Source organism: Sphingomonas floccifaciens (genome assembly GCF_042681125.1).
GTDB classification, from domain to species: Bacteria; Pseudomonadota; Alphaproteobacteria; order Sphingomonadales; family Sphingomonadaceae; genus Sphingomonas; species Sphingomonas floccifaciens.
The window spans coordinates 547,256-568,179 of record NZ_JBHUFC010000001.1 but is presented as its reverse complement, the minus strand read 5'-3'; the positions used below and the strand labels follow the sequence as shown (position 1 = coordinate 568,179).

The window sequence follows — 20,924 nt, the reverse complement described above, 5'->3', positions numbered from 1 at the left end:
CTGCATGATCGAGACGAGCAACGTCACGAGGGCATCCGCAGGTCGCCACGGCTATCTCATGCCCGATGGCGCCGCCCGCGCGATCGAAGCGACACCGATGCCGGATGGTCTGGCCGGAAAACGACTCTGCGAAATCGCCGGTGCGGTCGAAACGCTTTTGATCTCGACGCCGGTGCCGATGGACTTCGTCGACAGGCGCGATGATTACCGCAGGCAGCTCGACGACGTCGGACTGATGCGGTCGTTCGAAAAGGCGGACGTCGTCGGCCTAGTGGAGGCGTTCCGCACCCACTGGGGCGCCGCCATCCCCTATCTTCCCTCAGCGTGCGACGTGCCTGACGATGGGGGTTGGCTGGCATCGATCGTCCGCACGCACAGAAAAGCCTTCCACCCGCTCCATCACCTCATGCTGGATGGCGTACTCGGGTCTCTCGACACGACGTCGGTCATCACTAATCCGTTCGGTCGAGGGCCTTGGCTCTGTAGCAACCCGCTGGCGAAGCACTTCGGCTTGGCCACCGGCATGACCCTCTCGATGCACAGGGAGCGCTATGGCAGAGTTGCGACGTTCGAATGCGGATGCGGCTATTCGTTCACCCGCTCGGTGCGGACCGATGGCACGATCGGCGAACCCCGTTTGCGCGATGCGGGGCCTCTGCTGGTTCCGGCGCTCCGGCGGCTGGTGAAGCCCGGCGCGAAGCTCCGTGCGGTCGCCAGGGAAGTCGGGCTGGATCCCAAGACGGTGGTGCGTCAAGCCCTCGCCGCCGGCATCGCTGTCCCTTGGTCGACGAAACCTTCCGGCCTCCCGGCCGGGCCAACCGCACGTTCCGCGACCGGCCGGAGTAGGCGTGCGTCGCGCGCACGTCGCCCCCGACGCGACTGGCAGACGATCGATCGCGAGATCGCCGCGCAGCTGAAAACGTCGTTATCCGTCATCTACTCATTGGAGCCGCTCGTCCGGGCAAGCCGGGCTGAACTCGAGCGGCGCGTCGCGAAGCCGGGGTACTTCGCGAAGCGTAAGGCCAAGCTCCCGCGTTCGTCCGCCTTGCTCGATCAGCTTGCTGAGGACGTTGAGACGTTTCAGCGTCGCCGGGTGCGTCATCTGATCTCGCGTTACGGCGCGGATCTCAAGCCTTGGTGGGTCGCCCGCGCCGCCGGGCTGAAGGCAGGATGCCTGCCCATGGTCCGCGAGGAGATGGCGACCCTGAGTCGGCCAATTGAGGGGTGACGGCATACCCGCAAGGGAGAAGGCCTTCGCTATAGCGCTGCTCACCGCAGAAAAACTCTATTCCGGCGGAAGTCATATCGAACGGCGCGGTCGCTTCAGAATGGAAGGACTATTTTAGCCGGCTCGAACCGGCCGCGAACCAAACGACCAGAAACGGAAAAGCTATTTTACGACGGTTAACGAGCGCGACGAGCCGAGTTTTTCCAAAACCACTTGAACGCTGCGACATCCCCAACGGAAATTTTTAAATAAAGATTTTCCAATCTCGATCTTTCGGAAGTGTCTTGACCCTCGAGCCTGGCGGGCACCAGCCGACACAGAGGCTAAAAAACTTCGCGAGCGTCAGGACTGGAAAATCTTCGTTTCAGAACCGCTGAGTTCGAAAATGGAAAAACTCTAGTTTGGAAAGACTTTATTCAAAACGGAAAAGCTCTTTTCAGTCTCCACAGACGCGCCCCGGCCGGTCGGCTTCGTCATTCGACGGTGACCGACTTCGCCAGGTTGCGCGGCTGGTCGACGTCTGTGCCCTTGGCGACAGCGACATGATAGGCCAGCAGCTGGACCGGCACCGCATAGACAATCGGCGCGATCAGCGGGTGGACCTGGGGCATCTCGATCGTCGCAATGGTGTTCTCGCCCGCCTGGGCGATGCCGGCCGCGTCGCTGATCAACACGACCTGCGCGCCGCGCGCCTGCGCTTCCTGCATGTTGCTGACAGTCTTGTCGAACAACGGCCCCGACGGCGCCAGCACGATCAGCGGCACGGAATCGTCGATCAGCGCGATCGGACCGTGCTTCATTTCGCCAGAGGCATAGCCTTCGGCGTGGATATAGCTGATTTCCTTGAGCTTCAGCGCGCCTTCCAGCGCCAGCGGATAGTCCGGCCCGCGCCCTAGATAGAGCACGTCGCGTGCGCCCGCGATGGTGCCCGCCATCGCCTTGATCTCGTCATCATGCGCCAGCGCCGCGTTGATCGCCGCCGGGCTTTCGGTCAGCTGCGTCACGATGTCGGCCTCTTCCTCCGGCGTCAGCTTGCCCTTCGCACGCGCCAGATTGACGCTGAGCGCGGCCATGACGGCGAGCTGGCAGGTGAACGCCTTTGTCGACGCGACGCCGATCTCCGGCCCGGCATGGGTGGAGAGCAGAAGGTCGACCTCGCGCGCCATGCTCGACGTCGGCACGTTGATGATGCCCGCGGTCGTCACGCCGTTCGCCTTCATGTGGCGCAACGCCGCCAGCGTGTCGGCGGTCTCGCCCGACTGGCTGACGACGACGCCCAGCGTGTTCAGCGGCAGGACGGGGTCGCGATAGCGATATTCGGACGCGACATCGACCTCGACCGGCAGGCGGGCGAAGCGTTCGATCCAATATTTGCCGATCATCCCGACATAGCTGGCCGTGCCGCAGGCGATGATGACGACACGTTCGATCGCGCCCAGGTCGAAATCCATCTGCGGCATCGCGACGCGCTGCTCGACCGCGCGCAGGTAGCTCCGCAGCGTCTGAGCGACGACGACCGGCTGCTCATAGATTTCCTTGAGCATGAAATGGGCGTGGTTGCCCTTTTCGATCGCGGCAGGCGACACGCCCGACGCCACAATTTGGCGGGTGACGGGATTGTTGTCGCGATCGAAAATCTCGATGCTCTCGCGCGTCAGCACCGCCCAGTCGCCCTCGTCGAGATAGGCGATCCGCTGGGTCAGGCCGGCAAGCGCGTGTGCGTCCGATCCCAGGTAATTCTCGCCATCGCCGTAGCCGACCGTCAGCGGCGCACCGAGGCGCGCGGCGATCAGCAGGTCCGGCTCGCCCGCGAACAGCGCAGCGAGGGCGAAGGCGCCGTGCAGGCGCGGCAGGACGGCGGCGACCGCGTCGCGCGGGGACTTGCCCGCCTTCAGCTCGCGGTCGACCAGATGGGCGACCACCTCGGTATCGGTCTGCGACTTGAACTCGCGGCCTTCGGCGATCAGCTCGTCGCGCAGCGGCTTGAAGTTTTCGATGATGCCGTTGTGGACGATCGTCACGTCACCGACGATGTGCGGGTGGGCATTGTCCTCGGTCGGCGCGCCGTGCGTCGCCCAACGGGTGTGAGCGATGCCGATCGTGCCGGGCAGCGGGTCGCTCGCCAGCTTGGCGGCAAGGTTGGCCAGCTTGCCCTCGGCGCGGCGGCGTTCGATCTTGCCGTCGACCAAAGTCGCGATACCGGCAGAGTCATAGCCGCGATATTCAAGGCGCTTCAGCCCCTCGAACAGGCGTTCGGCGACGGAGTCGGTGCCCAGAATTCCTACGATGCCGCACATGTCAGTCTTCTCCTCGGCCCGGGCGTGTCGCCTCTGAGCCCTCCGTTAAATCAAATTACCGCGGAAACTTGCTGTCGACGAACGAGCGGGTGAATTGCTCGGCGCTGGGTTCATAGCCTTCGCTGGCCAGAAACTTGTCGCGCCCCTTCTCCCACACCTCGCGGATGGCGCCCGCCATGCCGTCGGGAAAGCGCATCTGGGCCGCGCACAGCGCACGCCAGTCGCCCGTCCCGCCCCAATCGCGGCGCAACTGCGGCTCCATCGCCTTGAGCTCGGCCGCCTCGGCCGGGTCGAGCTTGCCGATCGCGTCCATGACGTACCCGTCCAGCAGGCGCAGCAGCGGCTTGCCTTCGTGTCGCGGACTCATTTCGCGGCCTTTCGTGCGGCCATCATCTGGCGGAAGCGGGCGGCCCAGCCGGGCTTGGCGGTCTGCGGCGCGCGCACCAGCGCCAGGGCATCGCCCTCCACGTCCTGCGTCACGGTCGACCCCGCACCGACGATCGCACCCGCGCCGATCGAGACGGGAGCGACCAGCGCGGAGTTGGAGCCGATGAACGCCCCTGCCCCGATGCTCGTGCGATATTTGAAGAAGCCGTCGTAATTGCAGGTGATCGTGCCTGCGCCGATGTTCGCCTTCGCGCCGACCTCGGCATCGCCGATGTAGCTCAGATGGTTCGCCTTGGCGCCGACGCCCAGCGTCGCATTCTTAACCTCGACGAAATTACCGACCCGCGCCGTCTCGCCCAGCACCGCGCCGGGGCGCAGGCGGGCATAGGGGCCGACGTCGGCACGCGCGCCGACGGTCGCGCCTTCGAGGTGGCTGAACGCATGGATCGTCGCGCCGTCGGCCACCGTGACACCGGGACCGAAGACGACGTTCGGTTCGATCGTCACGTCGCGACCGATCTTCGTGTCATGCGAGAACCAGACCGTATCGGGCGCGATCAGCGTCGCGCCGTCGACCATCGCCTGCGCCCGCCGCGCCGTCTGCCACTGCCCCTCCAGCGCGGCCAGTTCCCCGCGGCTGTTGACCCCGGTCACTTCGGCGACTCCCGTTTCGATGACGGCGGAGTGGCGTCCGTCTTCCTCGGCGAGCATCACGATGTCGGGCAGATAATATTCGCCCGCTGCATTGGCGTTGCCGACGCGCGCGAGCAGCGCAAACAGATCCTCGCCGCGCACCGCCATCAGCCCGGAATTGCACAGGTCGACCGCGCGTTCGTCCGACGAGGCGTCCTTATACTCGACCATCTTGGCGATACGACCGCTCGCGTCGGCGATCACGCGGCCATAGGCGCCTGGATCGGCGGGGCGGAAGCCAAGCACGACCGCGGCGGGCGCGTCGTCGCCGTGCAGCCGCTCGACCATCGCGCGCATCGTGTCAGCGCGGACCAGCGGCACGTCGCCGTAGAGGATCAGCACATCGCCGGCGAATCCGCCCAGCGCTGCCTCGGCCTGCGCGACGGCATGGCCGGTGCCCAGTTGCTCACGCTGCTCGACGATCTCCGCGCCCAGCGGCGTCGCGAAAGCCTCGACCTGCTCACGTCGCGCGCCGACGACGACCATCGTGCGGGCAGGCGCGAGTTCGCCGACGCTCGCCAGCAGATGCCCGAGCATCGGGCGGCCGGCGATGGGATGGAGCACCTTGTGCAGATCGGATTTCATCCGCGTGCCCTGGCCGGCGGCCAGGACGATCGCGGCGAGCGGGCGCGTGGTCATGGGCGTGGCCCTGCCATGAAAGCCTTGCCAATTCCATAGCATCGCCGATTAAGTCTGCGTCATGCAGCAGCCATGTTTCGATATCGTCGGCTTCGACCTGGACGGCACCTTGATCGACACCAGTGCCGATCTGACGGCGGCGGTCAACCATGCGCTGGACAGGCTTGGGCGTCCCCGCCTGGACGTGCGGCAGGTAATCCCGATGATCGGGCTTGGCGGTCGCCATATGATGGGTCAGGCGCTGGCCGCGACGGGTGGCGGCGATGACGCGTTGCTCGATACGGTCATGCCGACGATGCTCGACTATTATGCCGGGCACCTGTGCGTCGCCAGCCGCCCCTTCGCCGACTGCCTGGCCGCGCTCGATACGCTGGCGGCGCAGGGCACGAGGCTGGCGGTGGTGACGAACAAGCGGGAGAGCTTCGCCCTGCCGTTGCTGGAGGCGCTGGGGATGACCAGCCGCTTCGCCTGCATCATCGGCGGCGACACGCTCGGCCCCGGCAAGACCAAGCCGTCGCCCGAGCCCATATTGGCGATGATCGATCGCTGCGGCGGTGGACGCGCCGCGTTCGTCGGCGATTCGATCTACGACGTTCGTGCGGCGCAGGCGGCTGGCGTGCCGGCAGTCGCGGTGTCGTTCGGCTTCCTCGCCGGACCGGTCGGAGATCTGCGCGCGGATGCCGTCATCGATCGCTACGACCAGCTTATTCCGACACTCGACCGTCTCTAATCGATCGTCACTACTGACGTCTCCGCAATCGAACGCTTGGCCGCGGGCGCCCATCTCGGCTATCGAACGCGGTCATGGGGATGGGGCGCCGCCTGCCGATGCTGCTCGCGATGGCGTTGGTCGTGGTCGCCACGGCCGCGATGGGCGTCGTCACGCGTGATGCGTCGGCATCAGCGATCATGCTCGTCTTCGGCATCGCCGCAGTGCTCGTCGCCGCCAGTGCCCCCGCCCCCGCCTATCGTCCGCCGGATGACGATCGCAAGAGCGACGGGCCGGATGCCGACATGTTGCTAGATGCGCTCGACGATCCGGTGGTGGTGATCGCAGGAACCCGCGTCGTCCGCGCCAATCGCGCCGCACGCGCGCTGCTGGGCGACCATATCGCGGGCGAGGACGTGCGGCTCGCCATCCGCCACCCCGCCGCCGCCGAACGCCTGTTGCAGGTGTCGCCCGACGACGGGATGATCGAACTCGTCGGGCTGGGCGCGCGCGACCAGCATTGGGCGATGCGGGTGAAGACCGCGGGCGAGCACCGGCTGATCCATTTGTCGGACCGCACCGCCAGCGCCGCCGCCGATCGCATCCGCGTCGATTTCGTCGCCAACGCCAGCCATGAACTGCGCACTCCACTCGCCTCGCTGCTCGGCTTCATCGAGACGCTGCGCGAGGGCGCGGGAGAAGAACCCGCCATTCGCGACCGCTTCCTCGGCGTGATGAACGACGAAGCGCGGCGGATGGAGCGGCTGGTCGGCGACCTGATGAGCCTCAGCCGGATCGAGGCCGAGAAATTCCGGATACCGGAGACGCCGGTCGACCTCGCCCACCTCGGCCGCGACGTGTGCCGCGAACTGTCGGCCGCAGGCGGTCCCCGCGCCGCCGACCTGACGCTCGACGTGACCGAGCCCGCGCAGGTGCTGGGCGACCGGATCCAACTGTCGCAGCTGCTCCACAATCTGATCGGCAATGCGATGAAATACGGCCGTGCGGGCACGCCGGTGACGATCACGGTCGCCCCGGATGGCGAGGCGATGGTGCGGATCGCGGTGGCCGACCAGGGCGACGGCATCCCGCCCGAACATCTGCCGCGCCTGACCGAGCGCTTCTACCGCGTCGATCCCGGCCGCAGCCGCGCGGTCGGCGGCACGGGCCTGGGCCTCGCCATCGTCAAACATATCGTCGAGCGCCACCGCGGGCGACTGCGGATCGACAGCGCGGTCGGCGAAGGCACGACGGTGACCGCGCTGATCCCGGCGGCGGTGCGGCCGTAACTGATCCTCCCCTGCAAGGGGAGGTGGCAGGCCGCAGGCCTGACGGAGGGGTGTCCAGCTATCCGGATAGGGGTGACACCCCTCCGTCGCGCGTACCGCGCGCCACCTCCCCTTGCAGGGGAGGATTCAAGATCCCCCCTAATCCAAGGCAAGGCGCTGTCATCACCACGTAACGAAACCGCAACAGGGGACGTATCGGCGCGCGCTGAGTCGCGCCGGGGAGCCTTGGGGGAACGTGAAAGCACCGGTGCGATCGATGGCGGCAATGGGCGCGGTGCTGCTGGCGCTGGCCGGCTGCGACGGCGGCACGACGCGCGATCAGATCCGCATCGTCGGGTCGTCGACCGTCTATCCCTTCACCACCGCAGTCGCCGAGAATTTCGTGAACAGCCGCGGCCTGAAGCCGCCGGTGATCGAATCGACCGGCACCGGCTCCGGCGTGAAGCTGTTCTGCGGCGGCATCGGTCCGGCACACCCGGACGTGCTGAACGCCAGCCGCCGGATCAAGCCGGCCGAATATGAGACGTGCCGCAAGAACGGCGTCACCGACATTCTGGAAATCCGCATCGGCACCGATGGCATCGCGCTCGCCGAATCGAACAGCGGCCCGAAGCTGAAGCTGACCCGCGCCGACGTCTATCACGCACTCGCCGCCGCGCCGGACGGCAAGCCGAACACGCGCCGCACCTGGGCCGATGTGAACCCCGCGCTGCCGGCGATCCCGATCCAGTTCTACGGCCCGCCCTCGACCAGCGGCACTCGGGACGCCTTTGCCGAGCTGGTGCTGGTGCCGGCGTGCGAGGCGGAAAATCCGCAGGCCAAGGCGCTGAAGGACAAGGACCCCGACGCCTTCGCCAACCTCTGCACCAAGTTGCGCGACGACGGCGCCTATGTCGACAAGGGCGAGAACGACAATCTGATCGTCCAGAACCTGACGACCAACCCGAATGCGATCGGCATCTTCGGCTACAGCTATCTGGAGGAAAACGCCGACCGGCTGCACGGCGTGCCGCTCGACGGCGTCGCGCCCAGCTATCAGACGATTTCCGACGGCAGCTATCCCGGCGCCCGCCCGCTGTTCATCTATGTGAAGAAGGCGCATCTGCGCGCGGTGCCGGGGCTGCGCGAGTTCGTGTCGGACTATGCCAAGGCCTGGAACCCCGGTGGGCAGCTGACCCGCCGCGGCCTCATCGCCGCATCGGCCGACGTTCGCGCCGCGTCGGCCTGGATCATCGCGGAGGGCACCATCCTCACCGCAGGTGACCTGAAATGACGCCGTTCGCGCTGTTCTTCGTCATCCTGGGGCTTGGCCTGATCGGCTGGCTGACCGCCCGGACCCGCGCTCTGGCGCAGGCGGCGACCAGCCCGGTGCGGCCCAATTCGCTGCCGGGCCAGCATGGTTTCTACGTCGCGCTCTGGACGGTGTTGCCGGCCCTCGCATTTCTCGTGATCTGGTCGGCGCTCAGCCCGTCGCTCGTCACCTCGACCGCACTGGCCGACCCCGCCGCCAACGTCCTGCCGGCGAGCGGCTACGAGCGGGAGATGATCCTGAACGAGGCACGCAGCCTAGCGGGCGGCAGCGCCTATGGCGCCTTCTTCACCCAGTCCGAAGCGCTCGCCCCCGCCTTTGCCGCGGCGATGGCCAAGTTCCGCTGGATCGGCGCGATCGTGGCGCTTCTGCTCGCCTTCGCCGGTGGCGCCTTCGCCTACAGCCGGGTGTCGCCGAGCCTGCGCGCCCGCACCCGGGTCGAGCGCGGAGTGATGCTGATCCTGCTCGTCGCCTCGCTGATCGCGATCCTGACGACGCTCGGTATTTTTCTCAGCCTCGTCTTCGAAAGCGTACGCTTCTTCCGCGTCGTGCCGGTCACCGAATTCCTGTTCGGCACGCACTGGAGCCCGCAGATCATCAGCGCGAAGGACCCCGGCGCGTCGCTGGGGGCGGTGCCCTTGTTTTGGGGCACCTTCTTCATCGGCGCAGTGATCGCGATGATCGTCGCCATCCCGTTCGGACTGATGAGCGCGATCTACCTGACGCAATACGCCAAGCCCGGCTTCCGCCGCTGGATGAAGCCGGCGCTGGAGATGCTCGCCGGCGTGCCGACCGTCGTCTACGGATATTTCGCGGCGCTGACGGTCGGGCCGGCGATCCGCCAGGTCGCGGTGATGCTGGGGATGCCCTATGCATCGTCGGAGAGCGCGCTGTCGGCCGGCCTCGTCATGGGCGTGATGATCATCCCGTTCGTGTCGTCGATGGCCGACGATTCGATCGCCGCCGTTCCGACCTCGATGCGTGACGGCAGCCTGGCGATGGGGGCCACGACCAACGAGACGATCCGCAAGGTGCTGCTGCCCGCCGCCCTGCCCGGTGTCGTCGCAGGCGTCCTGCTCGCGGTCAGCCGCGCGATCGGCGAGACGATGATCGTCGTCATGGCCGCATCCGGTGCCGCGACGATCACGCTCAACCCGTTCGAAAGCGCGACGACGGTCACCAAGCAGATCGTCGACCTGCTGACCGGCGAAGCGGAGTTCGAAAGCCCGAAGACGCTCGCCGCCTTCGCGCTCGGCCTCACGCTCTTCGCGATCACCTTCCTGTTGAACGTCGTCGCGCTGAACGTCGTGAAAAAATACCGGGAGGCTTATGAATAGCGCCACCTTGGTCGTCGGCGTGCCCGCGCAAGGCACCGAGCCCGCCCGCCGCGCGCCGACCGATTGGCGGACGGACGCGATGCAGCGCCGCATCCGCCGCCGCTACGCCGCCGAACGCCGCTTCCGGCTGATGGGGCTGGCTGCGGTGGTGCTGTCGGGCGCGTTCCTCGCCTTCCTGCTGGTCACGATGATGGCGAGCGGGCTGCGCGGGTTCCAGCGCACCGAAGTCACGCTGTCGCTCGATTTCCAGGCGATGGCGCTGCCCGTCACGCCTGCCCAACTTGCCGGGCCGGGCGCCGACCTCGCGCTGGCGGGCGCCGAGTTGCAGGACAAGGTCTCGGGCGCGGCGGAAGCCGCGTTCGGCCCGGGCGGATCGGGCTTCATCGCCGACACCGCCTGGCTGAGCGTCCGCGATGCGATCAAGGCCGATCCGGCGATCCTGAAGACCCGCACCGCCATCAAAGTCCCCGCCTCCACCGGCATCGACCTGGCCGCCCGCGGCGAAGGCAAGCCCGCCGATGAAGCCGTCGTGGCCCGGCTCGAAGGGCTGAAGCTCATCTCGACCGGCTTCAACTGGCCGTTCTTCACCCGCGCCGATGCGACCGATCCGGGCGCCGTCGGCATCTGGGGCGCGCTCAAGGGCTCGCTGATGACGATGGCGATCACGCTGCTGCTCGCCTTCCCGGTCGGCGTGCTGTCGGCGGTGTACCTCGAAGAATATGCGCCGAAGAACCGCTGGACCGACCTGATCGAGGTATCGATTAACAACCTCGCTGCGGTGCCGTCGATCATCTTCGGCCTGCTCGGGCTTGCCGTCTTCCTCGGCACGCTCGGCCTGCCGCGGTCGGCCCCGATCGTCGGCGGGATGACGCTGGCGCTGATGATCATGCCCGTCATCGTCATCGCCGGGCGTAACGCGATCAAGGCCGTCCCCCCCTCGATCCGCGACGCCGCGCTCGGCATTGGGGCCAGCCGCATCCAGGTCGTGTTCCACCACGTCCTGCCGCTCGCCCTGCCCGGTATCCTGACCGGTACGATCATCGGCATGGCGCGCGCGCTGGGCGAGACGGCACCGCTGCTGATGATCGGCACGCGCGCCTTCATCGCTTCCCCGCCGGAAGGGTTCAGCGATCCCGCGACCGTCCTGCCGGTGCAGATCTTCCTCTGGTCGGACGAGGTCGGGCGCGGCTTCGTCGAGAAGACGTCGGCCGCCATCCTGGTGCTGCTCGCCGTCCTGCTGGCGATGAACGCGCTCGCCATCTACCTCCGCAACAAGTTCGAGACCCGCTGGTGACGCTTCAGACTCCCAAGCTTTCGGCACAGAACGTCAGCGTCCATTACGGCGCGAAACAGGCGGTGCGCGACGTGTCGATCACCATGTCGATGGACGAGGTGACGGCGTTCATCGGCCCCAGCGGCTGCGGCAAGTCGACTTTCCTGCGCACGCTGAACCGCATGAACGACACCATCCCGTCGGCGAAGGTATCGGGCGAAATCCTGCTCGACGGCGAGGATATCTACGCCCCGTCGATGGACGTCGTGCAGCTGCGCGCCCGCGTCGGCATGGTGTTTCAGAAGCCCAACCCCTTCCCGAAGTCGATCTTCGAGAATGTCGCCTATGGCCCGCGCATTCACGGCCTTGCCAGCGGCCGCGCCGAACTGGGCGAGATCGTCGAACGCTCGCTGAAGCGCGCCGGCCTGTGGGACGAGGTGAAGGATCGCCTCGACGACAGCGGCACCGCGCTGTCGGGTGGCCAACAGCAGCGGCTGTGCATCGCCCGCGCGATCGCGGTCGATCCCGAAGTCATCCTGATGGACGAACCCTGCTCCGCGCTCGACCCGATCGCGACCGCGCGGATCGAAGAACTGATCGCCGACCTGCGCGGCAAATATGCGATCGTCATAGTCACCCACAACATGCAGCAAGCCGCCCGCGTGTCGCAACGCACCGCCTTCTTCCACTTGGGCGAGTTGGTGGAATACGGCCTGACCGACGAGATCTTCACCGCGCCGCGCCAGCCGCGGACGAAGGATTATATTACGGGGCGGTATGGGTGATCCAAATACGCCGTGCTCCCGCGCAGGCGGGAGCCTAGAGTCACAAACGACCCGCTCCGTTACCTTGGGCTCCCGCCTCCGCGGGAGCACGGTTGGAAGGAACAACTGACATGCCCACCGGCCAGGAACATACCGTCAAGGCGTTCGACCAGGACATCGGTCACCTGCGCGGCCTCATCAGCCAGATGGGCGGGCTTGCCGAGGAAGCCATTGCGGACGCGATGACCGCGCTTTCACGCGGCGACGCTGAACTCGCTAAGCAGGTCCGCAGCAAGGACAAGGCGATCGACTTGATCGAAGCCGAGGTGGAAAAGCTCGCCGTCCGCGTCATCGCGCTGCGCGCGCCGATGGCCGACGATCTGCGCGAGGTCGTCGCCGCCTTGAAGATTGCCGCGGTCATCGAACGCATCGGCGATTACGCGAAGAACATCGCCAAGCGCGTGCCGTCGATCCACACCGGCCCCGACCGGATCGAGGCGATCTCGATCCTGCCGGCGATGGCGAACCTGGCCAGCGACATGGTCCGCGACGTGCTCGACGCCTTCGCCAGCCGCGATGCCGAAGCCGCGCTGGAGGTCTGCCGCCGCGACCGCGCGCTCGACGATTTCTACAATTCGATCTTCCGCGTCCTCCTGACCTTTATGGTCGAAAATCCGAAGACGATCAGCGAAGTCGCGCACCTGTTGTTCGTCGCCAAGAATCTTGAGAGGATCGGCGACCACGCGACCAACGTCGCCGAAATGGTCTATTTCGCCGCGACCGGCAAATATCTGGCCGATCGCGATAGCCTGGAGGGACGCGCATGAGCCGCGCGACGATGTTGCTGGTCGAGGACGATCCTGCGCTGGCCGAACTGGTATCGTGGAATTTCCGCCGCGAGGATTTCGAGGTCCGCCACACCCCCGATGGCGAGGAAGCGCTGCTGCTCGCGCGCGAAGCGACGCCCGACATCGTGCTGCTCGACTGGATGATCGAGGGGCCGATCTCCGGCCTGGAGGTCTGCCGCCAGTTGCGCCGTACCGCCGCCACACAGAACGTGCCGATCATCATGCTGACCGCGCGCGGCGAAGAGGAGGACCGCGTCCGTGGCCTCGAAACCGGCGCCGACGATTACGTCACCAAGCCCTTTTCTCCGCGCGAGCTGATCGCCCGCGTCGGCGCGGTGCTGCGCCGCGTCCGCCCGGCGTTGGCCGGCGAGACCTTGAGCTATGCCGATCTCGAGATGGACACCGTCGGCCACAAGGTGAAGCGCGGCGGCGAGACGGTCGCGCTCGGCCCGACCGAATTCCGCCTGCTCAAGCATTTCCTTGAACATCCCGGCTGGGTGTTCTCCCGCGAACGGCTGCTCGACGCGGTCTGGGGCCATGATTCGGATATCGAGGCACGGACCGTCGACGTTCACATCCGCCGGCTGCGCAAGGCGATCAACGTCGGCGACAAGCCCGATATCATCCGCACCGTCCGTTCGGCCGGCTACGCACTCGATTCGGGCGGGTGAGGCAAACCGCTTCGGCCCTTCCCGTTCGTGCTGGATATTGTCGAAGCACTGACCTGGTTCTTCTTGCCGAGCAGCGTGCGGCACCAGGAAAGGCAGCCCTTCGACAAGCTCAGGGCGAACGGCTCTGGGCTTAGCGATGCCCTCCCCATACGAGCAATTGATCGGGATTAGGCTCGGACGGGCAACGACTCCGCTCGTGCGGCGTTACCCATGCCGACGCACGCACAGGTGCGCCCCATTTCGAGGACCCGATCATGGCCTTCAAGACCTTGCTGCTCGCGAGCGCGCTCGCGTTCGGCGGCTCCGCCATCGCGCAGGACACGACGACCACCACCCCGCCGGCCGATCCCGCCGCGCAGACTCAGCCGATGACGCCGCCGCCGGCCGACCCTGCCGCTCCGCCGCCTACCGATCCGGCCGCGCCTGCGCCGATGGGCCAGACCGCACCGACGACACAGCCCGCCCCGATGCCGGGCGCGCCGATGACGCCTGCGCCGAACGGACAGATGCCGATGGCACCCGCCCAAGGCGGCCAGATGTCGACGATGACTGCGCCGGACGGCTTCCAGGCCAAGGAATCGGCCGGCGGCTACATGCCCGCCAACCCGCCGGTCGCCGGCATGGCGCAGCCGGGCCAGCAGGTCCAGTTCGTCCCCGCGCCGCCGGTCGCCCAAGCCTATCCGGCCCCGGCGCCTTTGCAGAGCTATCCGATCTGCAAGAAGGGTCAGACCGACAAGTGCCGCCAGCGCGGCGGCTGATAGGACTGGACTGACCCGACACGAACGGGCGCGGCCTCCCCACGGAGGTCGCGCCCTTTCCGTTTCGCGATTCGCCTCTCCCGTTCGTGCTGAGCTTGCCGAAGCACTGCTTTTTCCGTGACGAGGAAGGACAGCCCTTCGACAGCCTGAGGGCGAACGGTCTAAGCAACGGCCCTATAATCACGCAGGAGCAGGACAGCATGACGATCTCGTTCGAGGGCAAGGTGGCGATCGTGACCGGTGCAGGCGGTGGGCTCGGCCGGGCCTATGCGCTCGATCTTGCCCGGCGCGGGGCGAAGGTCGTGGTCAACGACCTTGGCGGATCGCGCGACGGCACCGGGACCTCGGACGCAGCGGCACGGGTGGTGGCGGAAATCGCGGCGGCGGGCGGCACGGCGATGGCGAACGGCGGTAGCGTCACCGACTATGCCCAGATGGTCGACATGGTCACGCAGGCAAAGGACGCCTGGGGCCGCGTCGACATCCTCATCAACAACGCCGGCGTCCTGCGCGACAAGAGCTTCGCCAAGATGGAGCCCGCCGACTTCGCCTTCGTCATCGACGTCCACCTGAACGGCTCGGCGAACTGCACCAAGGCGGTGTGGGACCTGATGCGCGAGCAGAATTACGGCCGCATCCTGATGACCGCATCGTCGACCGGCCTGTTCGGCAATTTCGGCCAAGCCAATTACGGCGCGGCGAAGCTGGGCCTTGCCGGACTCACGAAGACGCTCGCGATCGAAGGGGCGAAATATAATATCCGCGTCAACACCATCGCGCCGACCGCCGGCACCCGCATGACGCAAGACCTGTTCCCGGCCGAAGCCTTCGCGCTGTTCACGCCCGAGGCCGTCGCCCCCGCCGCCGTCTATCTGGTCAGCGAGGATGCGCCGACCAACGCCATCGTCGGTGCCGGCGCGGGCGTGTTCCAGGCGGCTTATGTCACGTTGACGCCCGGCGTGGCGCTACGCGGCGAAGACCTGTCGGCGGAGGGCGTCGCGGCGCAGTGGGCGGCGATCACGGATCGGACGAACGAGACGGTGCCGCAATCGGGGGCCGAACAGGCGATGACGATCCTGCGCACCTTGCAGCGATAAACCGACGACATTTGGTGTATTGATACGGCAATACACGTAGGATAGACTGCCCCCAACAGGAGGACAGTCTATGTACAGCGAACAGGATCTGCTGACCGCCGTCCAGGCCGGGGCGATATCGCCCGAGGCCGCGGCCGCGCTCAGGCACCACGTCGCCGCGGTGCGCGCGACGCCGACCGTGGATGAGGAACATTTCCGGTTGCTGACCGGGTTCAACGACATCTTCGTCGCGATCGCCAGCGCGCTGCTGCTCAGCGCGATCGGCTGGATCGGGGCGTCGGTCTGGACGCCGCTGGGCGGTGTCGCGGTGGCGGCGGCGGCATGGGGGCTTGCCGAATATTTCACGCGACAGCGGCGCATGGCGCTGCCCAGCATCCTGCTGCTGCTCGCCTTCGTCGGCGGCGTGGCGGCAGCATTGGGCGGGATGATCGCCGACAATGCCGAGACGATCGAGCCCTGGCTGAAGAGCTTCCAGTCCGAACAGGTCCAGATCGCGATCGCAGGCGGAGTCGCGGCGATCATCGCGGCGCTGACCGCGCTCGCGGCCTGGGTCCATTGGCGCCGCTTCATGGTGCCGATCACCGTCGCCGCGGGGGCCGTGGCGGTGGTCGGAGTCGCGCTCTCGCTGGTGATCGGGCTGGTGCCGGGTGCGAAGGACGCGGTCTTCCCGCTGGTGTTCGCCGCGGGACTTGGCATGTTCGCCTTCGCGATGCGCTGGGATATGAGCGATCGCGAGCGGACGACCCGGCGCAGCGACGTCGCCTTCTGGCTCCACCTCGCCGCGGCACCGATGATCGCGCATTCGGTGTTCCACATGCTCGGCGTGTTCGACGCCGCGATCGGCGTGCCGACCGCACTGCTGGTGATCGCGCTCTACGTCGTCTTCGCCGCCGTGGCTCTCGCGGTCGATCGCCGCGCGCTGCTGGTGTCGAGCCTCGCCTATGTCCTCTACGCGCTGCTGTCGCTGTTCAAGACGGCGGGCGCGGTCGAGCTGTCGGCGGCGTTCACCGGCTTGGTCATCGGCTCCGCGCTGCTGCTGCTGTCGGCCTTCTGGCACAAAGGGCGAGCGCTGGTCGTCGGGCTGACCGGAGGGCTGGCCGATCGCCTGCCGCCGGTGAACCAGCCCCGCGTCGCGATGGCCTGAGGCTCACCTGTTCCGTGTGTGCTGAGCCTGTCGAAGCACCGTCCTTTCTTCGTGCCGCCTTTAGCGATGCACGAAGAAGGGCAGCCCTTCGACAGGCTCAGGGCGAACGGGGGTGGACGAAGCTGATCGCCTCAGGCTCTACTCACTCCTCGATCAGCTTCATCAGCCGCCGCTCTACCGGCGCCAGCACCGGGCCGAGGTCGTGCCCGCGCTTCAGCACCGCGCCATGTTCGCCGATCAGCGCCCATTCGCCCTGCTTCTGGCGCAGCGCCGGGCGCTTCTCGATCCGATATTCGGGCCGCTCCGCCGACCGGCGAAAAGCTGCGAAGATCGCGGCGTCCCGCCCCAGCTCGATCGCATAGTCACGCCAATGCCCCGCCGCGACCATCCGGCCGTAAAGGTCCAGGATGCGCGTCAGCTCCAGCCGGTCGAACCCGATCTGGTTGGGCTTGGCGCCCAGCGGAAAGGGCGTGACGGTGCCCATCAGGCCCGGTCGCGCGCCTCGCCGTCGCGCAGCGACTGCACCTCCGACCGCAGCGCGGCCAGTTCCCGCTCCATCTGGTCGAAGCGCGTCATGCTCGCCTCGCTCATCTCGCGGCACGGCGTCCCATAGGGTACGAAGTCGCGCTGATAGGTTTCGACCTCGACCAGCACCGGCCGTGCCGGGATGCCGACCATCACCGCGCCCTCGGGCACATCCTTCGTCACCACCGCATTCGCCCCGACCCGCGCGCGCGGGCCGACCGTGATCGGGCCGAGCACCTGTGCGCCCGAACCGATGATCGCGCCATCGGAAAGCGTCGGATGCCGCTTGCCCGCAACGCCGTTGTCCGGACTGGTCCCGCCCAGCGTGACGCATTGATAGATGGTGACGTCATCACCGATCTCCGCGGTCTCGCCGATGACGGTAAAGCCGTGGTCGATGAAGAAATTGCGCCCGATCTTCGCGCCCGGATGGATGTCGATCGCGGTCAGGAAGCGCGAGAAATGATTCACGAAGCGCGCCAGGAAGAACATATCCGCCTGGAACAGCCAATGCGCGACACGATGAAGACCGAGCGCCAAGACACCCGGATACAACAGGATTTCCCAGCGCGACCGAGGCGCGGGGTCGCGTGCCTTGATCGAATCGAGATAGTCGATGAGCCCTGACATGGCGGTAACCGGTCCCCTTATCGCGCCCGATGTAGGACGCGCATCGCGCCAATTCCAGCGTGCAAGCGCCCCACCTTGTCCGGGTTAAAGCCTATCTGTCTTGTGGGCATTCCCCCGGCCTCTATGCTGAGGGGCAATCGCGAACGGGAAATATTGAATGCTCGAAACTCTGGACTGGTCCGCGATCTGGACGTTCGTGGCGGTCGGATTTGCCGCCCAGATCGTCGATGGCGCGCTCGGCATGGCCTTCGGTGTCATCTCCAGCACATTGCTCGTCAGCGTGCTGGGCGTCCCCCCGGCAAGCGCGTCGGCGGGCGTGCATCTGGTCGAATGCTTCACCACCGGCGTGTCGGGGATCAGCCATGCGATCCACCGCAACGTCAACTGGCGGCTGTTCTTTCGCCTGCTGGTGCCCGGCGTCATCGGCGGCGTTAGCGGCGCCTATCTGCTGACCGCGCTCGACGCCTCGGTCACGCGCCCGTTCGTCATGGCCTATCTCGCGGGCATCGGCCTCTACCTGCTCTGGCGTGGCCTGCGCTTTCCGACGCAACAGCACCGCGAGCCGAAGATCATCGAGCCGCTGGGTCTGGCCGGCGGCTTTCTCGATGCGGCGGGCGGCGGCGGCTGGGGACCAGTCGTCACCTCCAACCTGCTGGTCCAGGGCGCGCAGCCGCGCACCACGATCGGCACCGTCAACAGCGTCGAATTCTTCCTGACGCTGACCGTCTCGATCACCTTCATCGCCAGCCTGGGCTTCGCCGCGTTCACGACGGCGGTCGTCGGCCTGCTGATCGGCGGCGTCATCGCCGCCCCCTTCGGCGCGATCATCGCCAAGCGCGTGCCAACCAAGACGCTGCTCGTGCTGGTCGGCGTGGTGTTGACCGCGACCAGCGCGTTCAGCCTGTATCGCACTCTGGTCTGATGCGCTGGCCGCGCGTAGACGGGAGGGCGTGACCACCTACCTCCCAACGCTCAAGCAGCTGCAATATCTCGTCGCGCTGCGCGATATCGGTCATTTCGGCCGCGCGGCTGAGGCGTGTTTCGTGACGCAGTCGACGTTGTCGGCGGGCATCCGCGAGCTGGAGACGCTGATCGGCATCACCCTGGTCGAGCGTACCCGCCGCGTGGTCCGTTTCACGCCGCTGGGCGAGCGCATCGCCGACAAGGCGCGGCGCGTGCTGCGCGAGGCGGAGGAACTGGGCGACATGGCCCGCGCCGCCGGTCAGCCGCTATCGGGCGAAATGCGGATGAGCGTCATCCCGACCATCGCGCCCTTCATGCTGCCGCAGATCCTGCCCCGCCTGCGCCGCGACTATCCCGACCTGAAGCTGTACCTGCGCGAGGAACCCAGCGGCGCGGCCTGTGAAGGGTTGCATCAGGGGCGCACCGACTGCGTGCTGCTCGCCCTCCCCTTCGGCTGCGGCGATGTCGAATCGGTACGGCTGTTCGAAGACCGCCTGTTCCTCGCCTATCCTAAGGGCGAGTTGTCGCCGCCCGCCGCCGGCGTCCGCCCGAGCGAGATCGACGAGAGCCGGCTGCTCCTCCTGGAGGACGGCCATTGCCTGAAGGACCATGCACTGGCCGCCTGCAACCGGCCCGAAATCCGCGCGGAGGCGACGATGCTCGGCACCTCGCTGCATACGATTGTGCAGATGGTCGACAATGGCCTCGGCATGACGATCCTGCCCGAAATGGCGCTCGATGCCGGCATTCTGGAGCGCACCCACATCGCCTCCGCCCCGCTGGCCGCCGACAACCCGTCCCGCAACATCGCGCTGGTGTGGCGCAAGGCGAGCCCGCGGGAAAAGGACTTCCGCCTGATGGCGAAGGTACTGGCGGAGCGATAGGAGCCGAGGGCGCTCGCCCTCGCGTCCCCCCCCTCACATCCGTCATCCCCGCCTTTGCGGGGATGACGGTTTCTGGAGCCGGGAGCGATCAGCTTTGTTCACCCCCGTTCGCCCTGAGCGAAGTCGAAGGGCAGCTCTCCGCAATGTGCTTCGACTTCGCTCAGCACGAACGGTTGAACAAAGCTGATCGAAACCGACCCTAGGGCGCTACCGCCACCGCGCCGCCGCATCCTCATCCCCGCCGCGCGCCTCGACCCATCGGCTTCCCTCAGCGGTCACTTCCCGTTTCCAGAATGGCGCCTCGGTCTTCAACCGGTCGATCAGGCTCGCGCACGACTCCAGCGCGGCGGCGCGGTGACGGGCCGACGTCGCGACGAACACCACCCGCTCGCCCGGCGCCATCGGCCCGACGCGGTGGACGATGGTGACGGCGAGCAGCTCCCACCGCACCGCCGCCCCTTGCGCCAGCGCCGTCAGCGCGGCTTCGGTCATGCCGGGATAATGTTCGAGGTCGAGGATGCTGACCCCGTCGTCCGCGCGGACCAGCCCGGTGAAGCTCGCGACCGCCCCCGCACCGTCCGCCTCGATCTCGGCCAGCGCGACCGCCACATCGATAGGCTCGCGCTGGACGACGACGCGGATCATCCGCCGGTCACGGGTGGGAAGATCGCCACTTCGCGCGCACCCGCGATCGATGCGTCGAGGGGCACGAACTTCTGGTCGACCGCCGCGCGCAGCTTCGCACGATTCGCGAACGCCGCGCCATGCGCCGGGCTGTCCGTCGCCAGCCAATCGAGCAATCCGGCGACGGTCGCGACGCCGGCCGGCGGATCGACCCGCTCGCTCCCGACGCCCACGGCCTCGCGCACCCAGGCGAAATAGAGCAGCTCGATCGCCATCAGCTGTCCATGTGGCGCAGGCCGACGCGCAGATAATCCCAGCCCGTCAGCAGCGTCAGCACCGCCGCACCCCACAGGCTGGCGAGCCCGACCAGCTTGACGAAGGCGATGCCCGGCAGCGCCCCCGCCAGGATCAGCGCGCCCAGCGACACGAGCTGCAACGTCGTCTTCCACTTGGCGAGCGCGGACACCGGCACCGACACCTGGATACCGCCCAGAAACTCGCGCAGGCCGCTGACCATGATCTCGCGCAGCAGGATCACCATCGCCGCGATCAGGTGGATGCCGGTGATGATCGCCCGGTCCTCGAACCGGGTTCCGACCAGCATCAGGATGACCGCCGCGACCATGATCTTGTCCGCGATCGGATCGAGGAACTGGCCCAGCTTCGACACCGTCCCCTGCGCGCGCGCCAGATAGCCGTCGAAATAATCGGTCACGCCCATCAGGCAGTAGAGCGCGAACGCCATCGCGTAACCCGCCTCCCACTGCGGCCACCACAGCAGCGCGACGAGCAGCGGCACGGTAACGATGCGCGACAGAGTCAGGAGGTTCGGAAGCGTAAGCATTGGAGTTGAAC

Annotated in this window: 22 protein-coding genes; 14 read left to right on the top strand and 8 right to left on the bottom strand. The window is 67.1% G+C overall.

Annotated elements, in window-relative coordinates:
* Window positions 1-4: 4 nt before the first annotated feature.
* Window positions 5-1,228, top strand: a complete 1,224-nt coding sequence (locus ACFSC3_RS02690; RefSeq protein ID WP_380938563.1) for a TnsD family Tn7-like transposition protein — start codon at window positions 5-7, stop codon at window positions 1,226-1,228.
* A gap of 473 nt (window positions 1,229-1,701) precedes the next feature.
* On the opposite strand, the gene glmS is transcribed toward ACFSC3_RS02690, so the two are convergent.
* From glmS to glmU, 3 genes are read right to left on the bottom strand one after another with little or no spacing between them, the layout of a single operon-like run.
* A complete protein-coding gene (gene glmS / locus ACFSC3_RS02685; protein ID WP_380938450.1) occupies window positions 1,702-3,525 on the bottom strand; it encodes a glutamine--fructose-6-phosphate transaminase (isomerizing) in 1,824 nt (607 codons plus the stop codon).
* A gap of 55 nt (window positions 3,526-3,580) precedes the next feature.
* Window positions 3,581-3,892, bottom strand: coding sequence for a hypothetical protein (locus tag ACFSC3_RS02680; protein ID WP_380938448.1), 312 nt, complete (start codon window positions 3,890-3,892; stop codon window positions 3,581-3,583).
* Window positions 3,889-5,244 carry a bifunctional UDP-N-acetylglucosamine diphosphorylase/glucosamine-1-phosphate N-acetyltransferase GlmU gene (gene glmU / locus ACFSC3_RS02675; protein ID WP_380938446.1) on the bottom strand — a complete coding sequence of 452 codons (1,356 nt, stop codon included), beginning with the start codon at window positions 5,242-5,244 and terminating at the stop codon, window positions 3,889-3,891. Before glmU ends, ACFSC3_RS02680 begins: the two co-directional genes overlap by 4 nt.
* A gap of 61 nt (window positions 5,245-5,305) precedes the next feature.
* Between glmU and ACFSC3_RS02670 the strand changes: the two genes are divergently transcribed.
* The 11 genes from ACFSC3_RS02670 to ACFSC3_RS02620 all read left to right on the top strand — a co-directional run bounded on the left by ACFSC3_RS02670 (window position 5,306) and on the right by ACFSC3_RS02620 (window position 16,443).
* The gene (locus ACFSC3_RS02670; RefSeq protein WP_380938444.1) at window positions 5,306-5,974 is read left to right on the top strand and encodes an HAD-IA family hydrolase; all 669 of its coding nucleotides are present in this window, start codon (window positions 5,306-5,308) and stop codon (window positions 5,972-5,974) included.
* 80 nt (window positions 5,975-6,054) lie between these two features.
* Window positions 6,055-7,242: a sensor histidine kinase gene (locus tag ACFSC3_RS02665; RefSeq protein WP_380938561.1), complete on the top strand. Its 1,188-nt coding sequence runs from the start codon at window positions 6,055-6,057 to the stop codon at window positions 7,240-7,242.
* Window positions 7,243-7,498: 256 nt separating this feature from the next.
* Window positions 7,499-8,515, top strand: coding sequence for a substrate-binding domain-containing protein (locus tag ACFSC3_RS02660; protein ID WP_380938559.1), 1,017 nt, complete (start codon window positions 7,499-7,501; stop codon window positions 8,513-8,515).
* Entirely contained in the window at window positions 8,512-9,888 is a 1,377-nt protein-coding gene (pstC, locus tag ACFSC3_RS02655) for a phosphate ABC transporter permease subunit PstC (RefSeq protein ID WP_380938442.1), read from the top strand. Before ACFSC3_RS02660 ends, pstC begins: the two co-directional genes overlap by 4 nt.
* Window positions 9,881-11,182 carry a phosphate ABC transporter permease PstA gene (gene pstA, locus ACFSC3_RS02650; protein WP_380938440.1) on the top strand — a complete coding sequence of 434 codons (1,302 nt, stop codon included), beginning with the start codon at window positions 9,881-9,883 and terminating at the stop codon, window positions 11,180-11,182. The genes pstC and pstA overlap by 8 nt, the downstream gene beginning before the upstream one ends.
* The gene (gene pstB, locus ACFSC3_RS02645; protein WP_380938438.1) at window positions 11,179-11,946 is read left to right on the top strand and encodes a phosphate ABC transporter ATP-binding protein PstB; all 768 of its coding nucleotides are present in this window, start codon (window positions 11,179-11,181) and stop codon (window positions 11,944-11,946) included. Before pstA ends, pstB begins: the two co-directional genes overlap by 4 nt.
* A gap of 110 nt (window positions 11,947-12,056) precedes the next feature.
* Window positions 12,057-12,752: a phosphate signaling complex protein PhoU gene (gene phoU / locus ACFSC3_RS02640; RefSeq protein WP_380938436.1), complete on the top strand. Its 696-nt coding sequence runs from the start codon at window positions 12,057-12,059 to the stop codon at window positions 12,750-12,752.
* Window positions 12,749-13,444 (top strand): phosphate regulon transcriptional regulator PhoB, encoded by a 696-nt coding sequence (gene phoB, locus ACFSC3_RS02635; protein WP_380938434.1) that lies wholly within the window; start codon window positions 12,749-12,751, stop codon window positions 13,442-13,444. Before phoU ends, phoB begins: the two co-directional genes overlap by 4 nt.
* Before the next feature lie 254 nt (window positions 13,445-13,698).
* Window positions 13,699-14,202 carry a hypothetical protein gene (locus tag ACFSC3_RS02630; protein WP_380938432.1) on the top strand — a complete coding sequence of 168 codons (504 nt, stop codon included), beginning with the start codon at window positions 13,699-13,701 and terminating at the stop codon, window positions 14,200-14,202.
* A 200-nt stretch (window positions 14,203-14,402) separates the two neighbouring features.
* The gene (locus tag ACFSC3_RS02625) at window positions 14,403-15,299 is read left to right on the top strand and encodes an SDR family NAD(P)-dependent oxidoreductase (RefSeq protein ID WP_380938430.1); all 897 of its coding nucleotides are present in this window, start codon (window positions 14,403-14,405) and stop codon (window positions 15,297-15,299) included.
* Window positions 15,300-15,369: 70 nt separating this feature from the next.
* Complete coding sequence (locus ACFSC3_RS02620) at window positions 15,370-16,443, top strand: hypothetical protein (RefSeq protein WP_380938428.1); 1,074 nt, start codon at window positions 15,370-15,372, stop codon at window positions 16,441-16,443.
* A 142-nt stretch (window positions 16,444-16,585) separates the two neighbouring features.
* Here ACFSC3_RS02620 and ACFSC3_RS02615 read toward each other — a convergent pair whose 3' ends face one another.
* Both ACFSC3_RS02615 and epsC read right to left on the bottom strand, forming a co-directional pair.
* Window positions 16,586-16,927, bottom strand: coding sequence for a DUF2794 domain-containing protein (locus ACFSC3_RS02615; protein ID WP_380938426.1), 342 nt, complete (start codon window positions 16,925-16,927; stop codon window positions 16,586-16,588).
* The gene (gene epsC / locus ACFSC3_RS02610; protein WP_380938424.1) at window positions 16,927-17,598 is read right to left on the bottom strand and encodes a serine O-acetyltransferase EpsC; all 672 of its coding nucleotides are present in this window, start codon (window positions 17,596-17,598) and stop codon (window positions 16,927-16,929) included. Before epsC ends, ACFSC3_RS02615 begins: the two co-directional genes overlap by 1 nt.
* Window positions 17,599-17,755: 157 nt before the next feature.
* On the opposite strand from epsC, the gene ACFSC3_RS02605 reads away from it, so the two are divergent.
* Together ACFSC3_RS02605 and ACFSC3_RS02600 are read left to right on the top strand one after the other, a co-directional pair.
* Window positions 17,756-18,520 (top strand): sulfite exporter TauE/SafE family protein, encoded by a 765-nt coding sequence (locus ACFSC3_RS02605; RefSeq protein ID WP_380938422.1) that lies wholly within the window; start codon window positions 17,756-17,758, stop codon window positions 18,518-18,520.
* A 28-nt stretch (window positions 18,521-18,548) separates the two neighbouring features.
* Window positions 18,549-19,445, top strand: coding sequence for a hydrogen peroxide-inducible genes activator (locus ACFSC3_RS02600; protein WP_380938420.1), 897 nt, complete (start codon window positions 18,549-18,551; stop codon window positions 19,443-19,445).
* A gap of 207 nt (window positions 19,446-19,652) precedes the next feature.
* Here ACFSC3_RS02600 and ACFSC3_RS02595 read toward each other — a convergent pair whose 3' ends face one another.
* Genes ACFSC3_RS02595 through pgsA form a run of 3 tightly spaced genes read right to left on the bottom strand, consistent with a single transcriptional unit; the run spans window position 19,653 to window position 20,913 of the window.
* Window positions 19,653-20,090, bottom strand: a complete 438-nt coding sequence (locus ACFSC3_RS02595) for a molybdenum cofactor biosynthesis protein MoaE (RefSeq protein WP_380938418.1) — start codon at window positions 20,088-20,090, stop codon at window positions 19,653-19,655.
* Window positions 20,087-20,344: a molybdopterin converting factor subunit 1 gene (gene moaD, locus ACFSC3_RS02590; protein ID WP_380938416.1), complete on the bottom strand. Its 258-nt coding sequence runs from the start codon at window positions 20,342-20,344 to the stop codon at window positions 20,087-20,089. The genes ACFSC3_RS02595 and moaD overlap by 4 nt, the downstream gene beginning before the upstream one ends.
* Entirely contained in the window at window positions 20,344-20,913 is a 570-nt protein-coding gene (pgsA, locus tag ACFSC3_RS02585; protein ID WP_380938414.1) for a CDP-diacylglycerol--glycerol-3-phosphate 3-phosphatidyltransferase, read from the bottom strand. The genes moaD and pgsA overlap by 1 nt, the downstream gene beginning before the upstream one ends.
* Window positions 20,914-20,924: the final 11 nt, after the last annotated feature.

Coding starts and splice junctions, on each gene's coding strand:
- phoU (WP_380938436.1), top strand. CDS start 12,057: ATGCCCACCGGCCAGGAACATACCGTCAAGGCGTTCGACCAGGACATC.
- ACFSC3_RS02605 (WP_380938422.1), top strand. CDS start 17,756: ATGCTCGAAACTCTGGACTGGTCCGCGATCTGGACGTTCGTGGCGGTC.
- ACFSC3_RS02630 (WP_380938432.1), top strand. CDS start 13,699: ATGGCCTTCAAGACCTTGCTGCTCGCGAGCGCGCTCGCGTTCGGCGGC.
- ACFSC3_RS02680 (WP_380938448.1), bottom strand. CDS start 3,892: ATGAGTCCGCGACACGAAGGCAAGCCGCTGCTGCGCCTGCTGGACGGG.
- pgsA (WP_380938414.1), bottom strand. CDS start 20,913: ATGCTTACGCTTCCGAACCTCCTGACTCTGTCGCGCATCGTTACCGTG.
- ACFSC3_RS02665 (WP_380938561.1), top strand. CDS start 6,055: ATGGGGCGCCGCCTGCCGATGCTGCTCGCGATGGCGTTGGTCGTGGTC.
- ACFSC3_RS02690 (WP_380938563.1), top strand. CDS start 5: ATGATCGAGACGAGCAACGTCACGAGGGCATCCGCAGGTCGCCACGGC.
- phoB (WP_380938434.1), top strand. CDS start 12,749: ATGAGCCGCGCGACGATGTTGCTGGTCGAGGACGATCCTGCGCTGGCC.
- ACFSC3_RS02595 (WP_380938418.1), bottom strand. CDS start 20,090: ATGATCCGCGTCGTCGTCCAGCGCGAGCCTATCGATGTGGCGGTCGCG.
- pstA (WP_380938440.1), top strand. CDS start 9,881: ATGAATAGCGCCACCTTGGTCGTCGGCGTGCCCGCGCAAGGCACCGAG.
- moaD (WP_380938416.1), bottom strand. CDS start 20,344: ATGGCGATCGAGCTGCTCTATTTCGCCTGGGTGCGCGAGGCCGTGGGC.
- ACFSC3_RS02660 (WP_380938559.1), top strand. CDS start 7,499: ATGGCGGCAATGGGCGCGGTGCTGCTGGCGCTGGCCGGCTGCGACGGC.
- ACFSC3_RS02615 (WP_380938426.1), bottom strand. CDS start 16,927: ATGGGCACCGTCACGCCCTTTCCGCTGGGCGCCAAGCCCAACCAGATC.
- ACFSC3_RS02625 (WP_380938430.1), top strand. CDS start 14,403: ATGACGATCTCGTTCGAGGGCAAGGTGGCGATCGTGACCGGTGCAGGC.
- ACFSC3_RS02670 (WP_380938444.1), top strand. CDS start 5,306: ATGCAGCAGCCATGTTTCGATATCGTCGGCTTCGACCTGGACGGCACC.
- ACFSC3_RS02620 (WP_380938428.1), top strand. CDS start 15,370: ATGTACAGCGAACAGGATCTGCTGACCGCCGTCCAGGCCGGGGCGATA.
- glmS (WP_380938450.1), bottom strand. CDS start 3,525: ATGTGCGGCATCGTAGGAATTCTGGGCACCGACTCCGTCGCCGAACGC.
- epsC (WP_380938424.1), bottom strand. CDS start 17,598: ATGTCAGGGCTCATCGACTATCTCGATTCGATCAAGGCACGCGACCCC.
- glmU (WP_380938446.1), bottom strand. CDS start 5,244: ATGACCACGCGCCCGCTCGCCGCGATCGTCCTGGCCGCCGGCCAGGGC.
- pstC (WP_380938442.1), top strand. CDS start 8,512: ATGACGCCGTTCGCGCTGTTCTTCGTCATCCTGGGGCTTGGCCTGATC.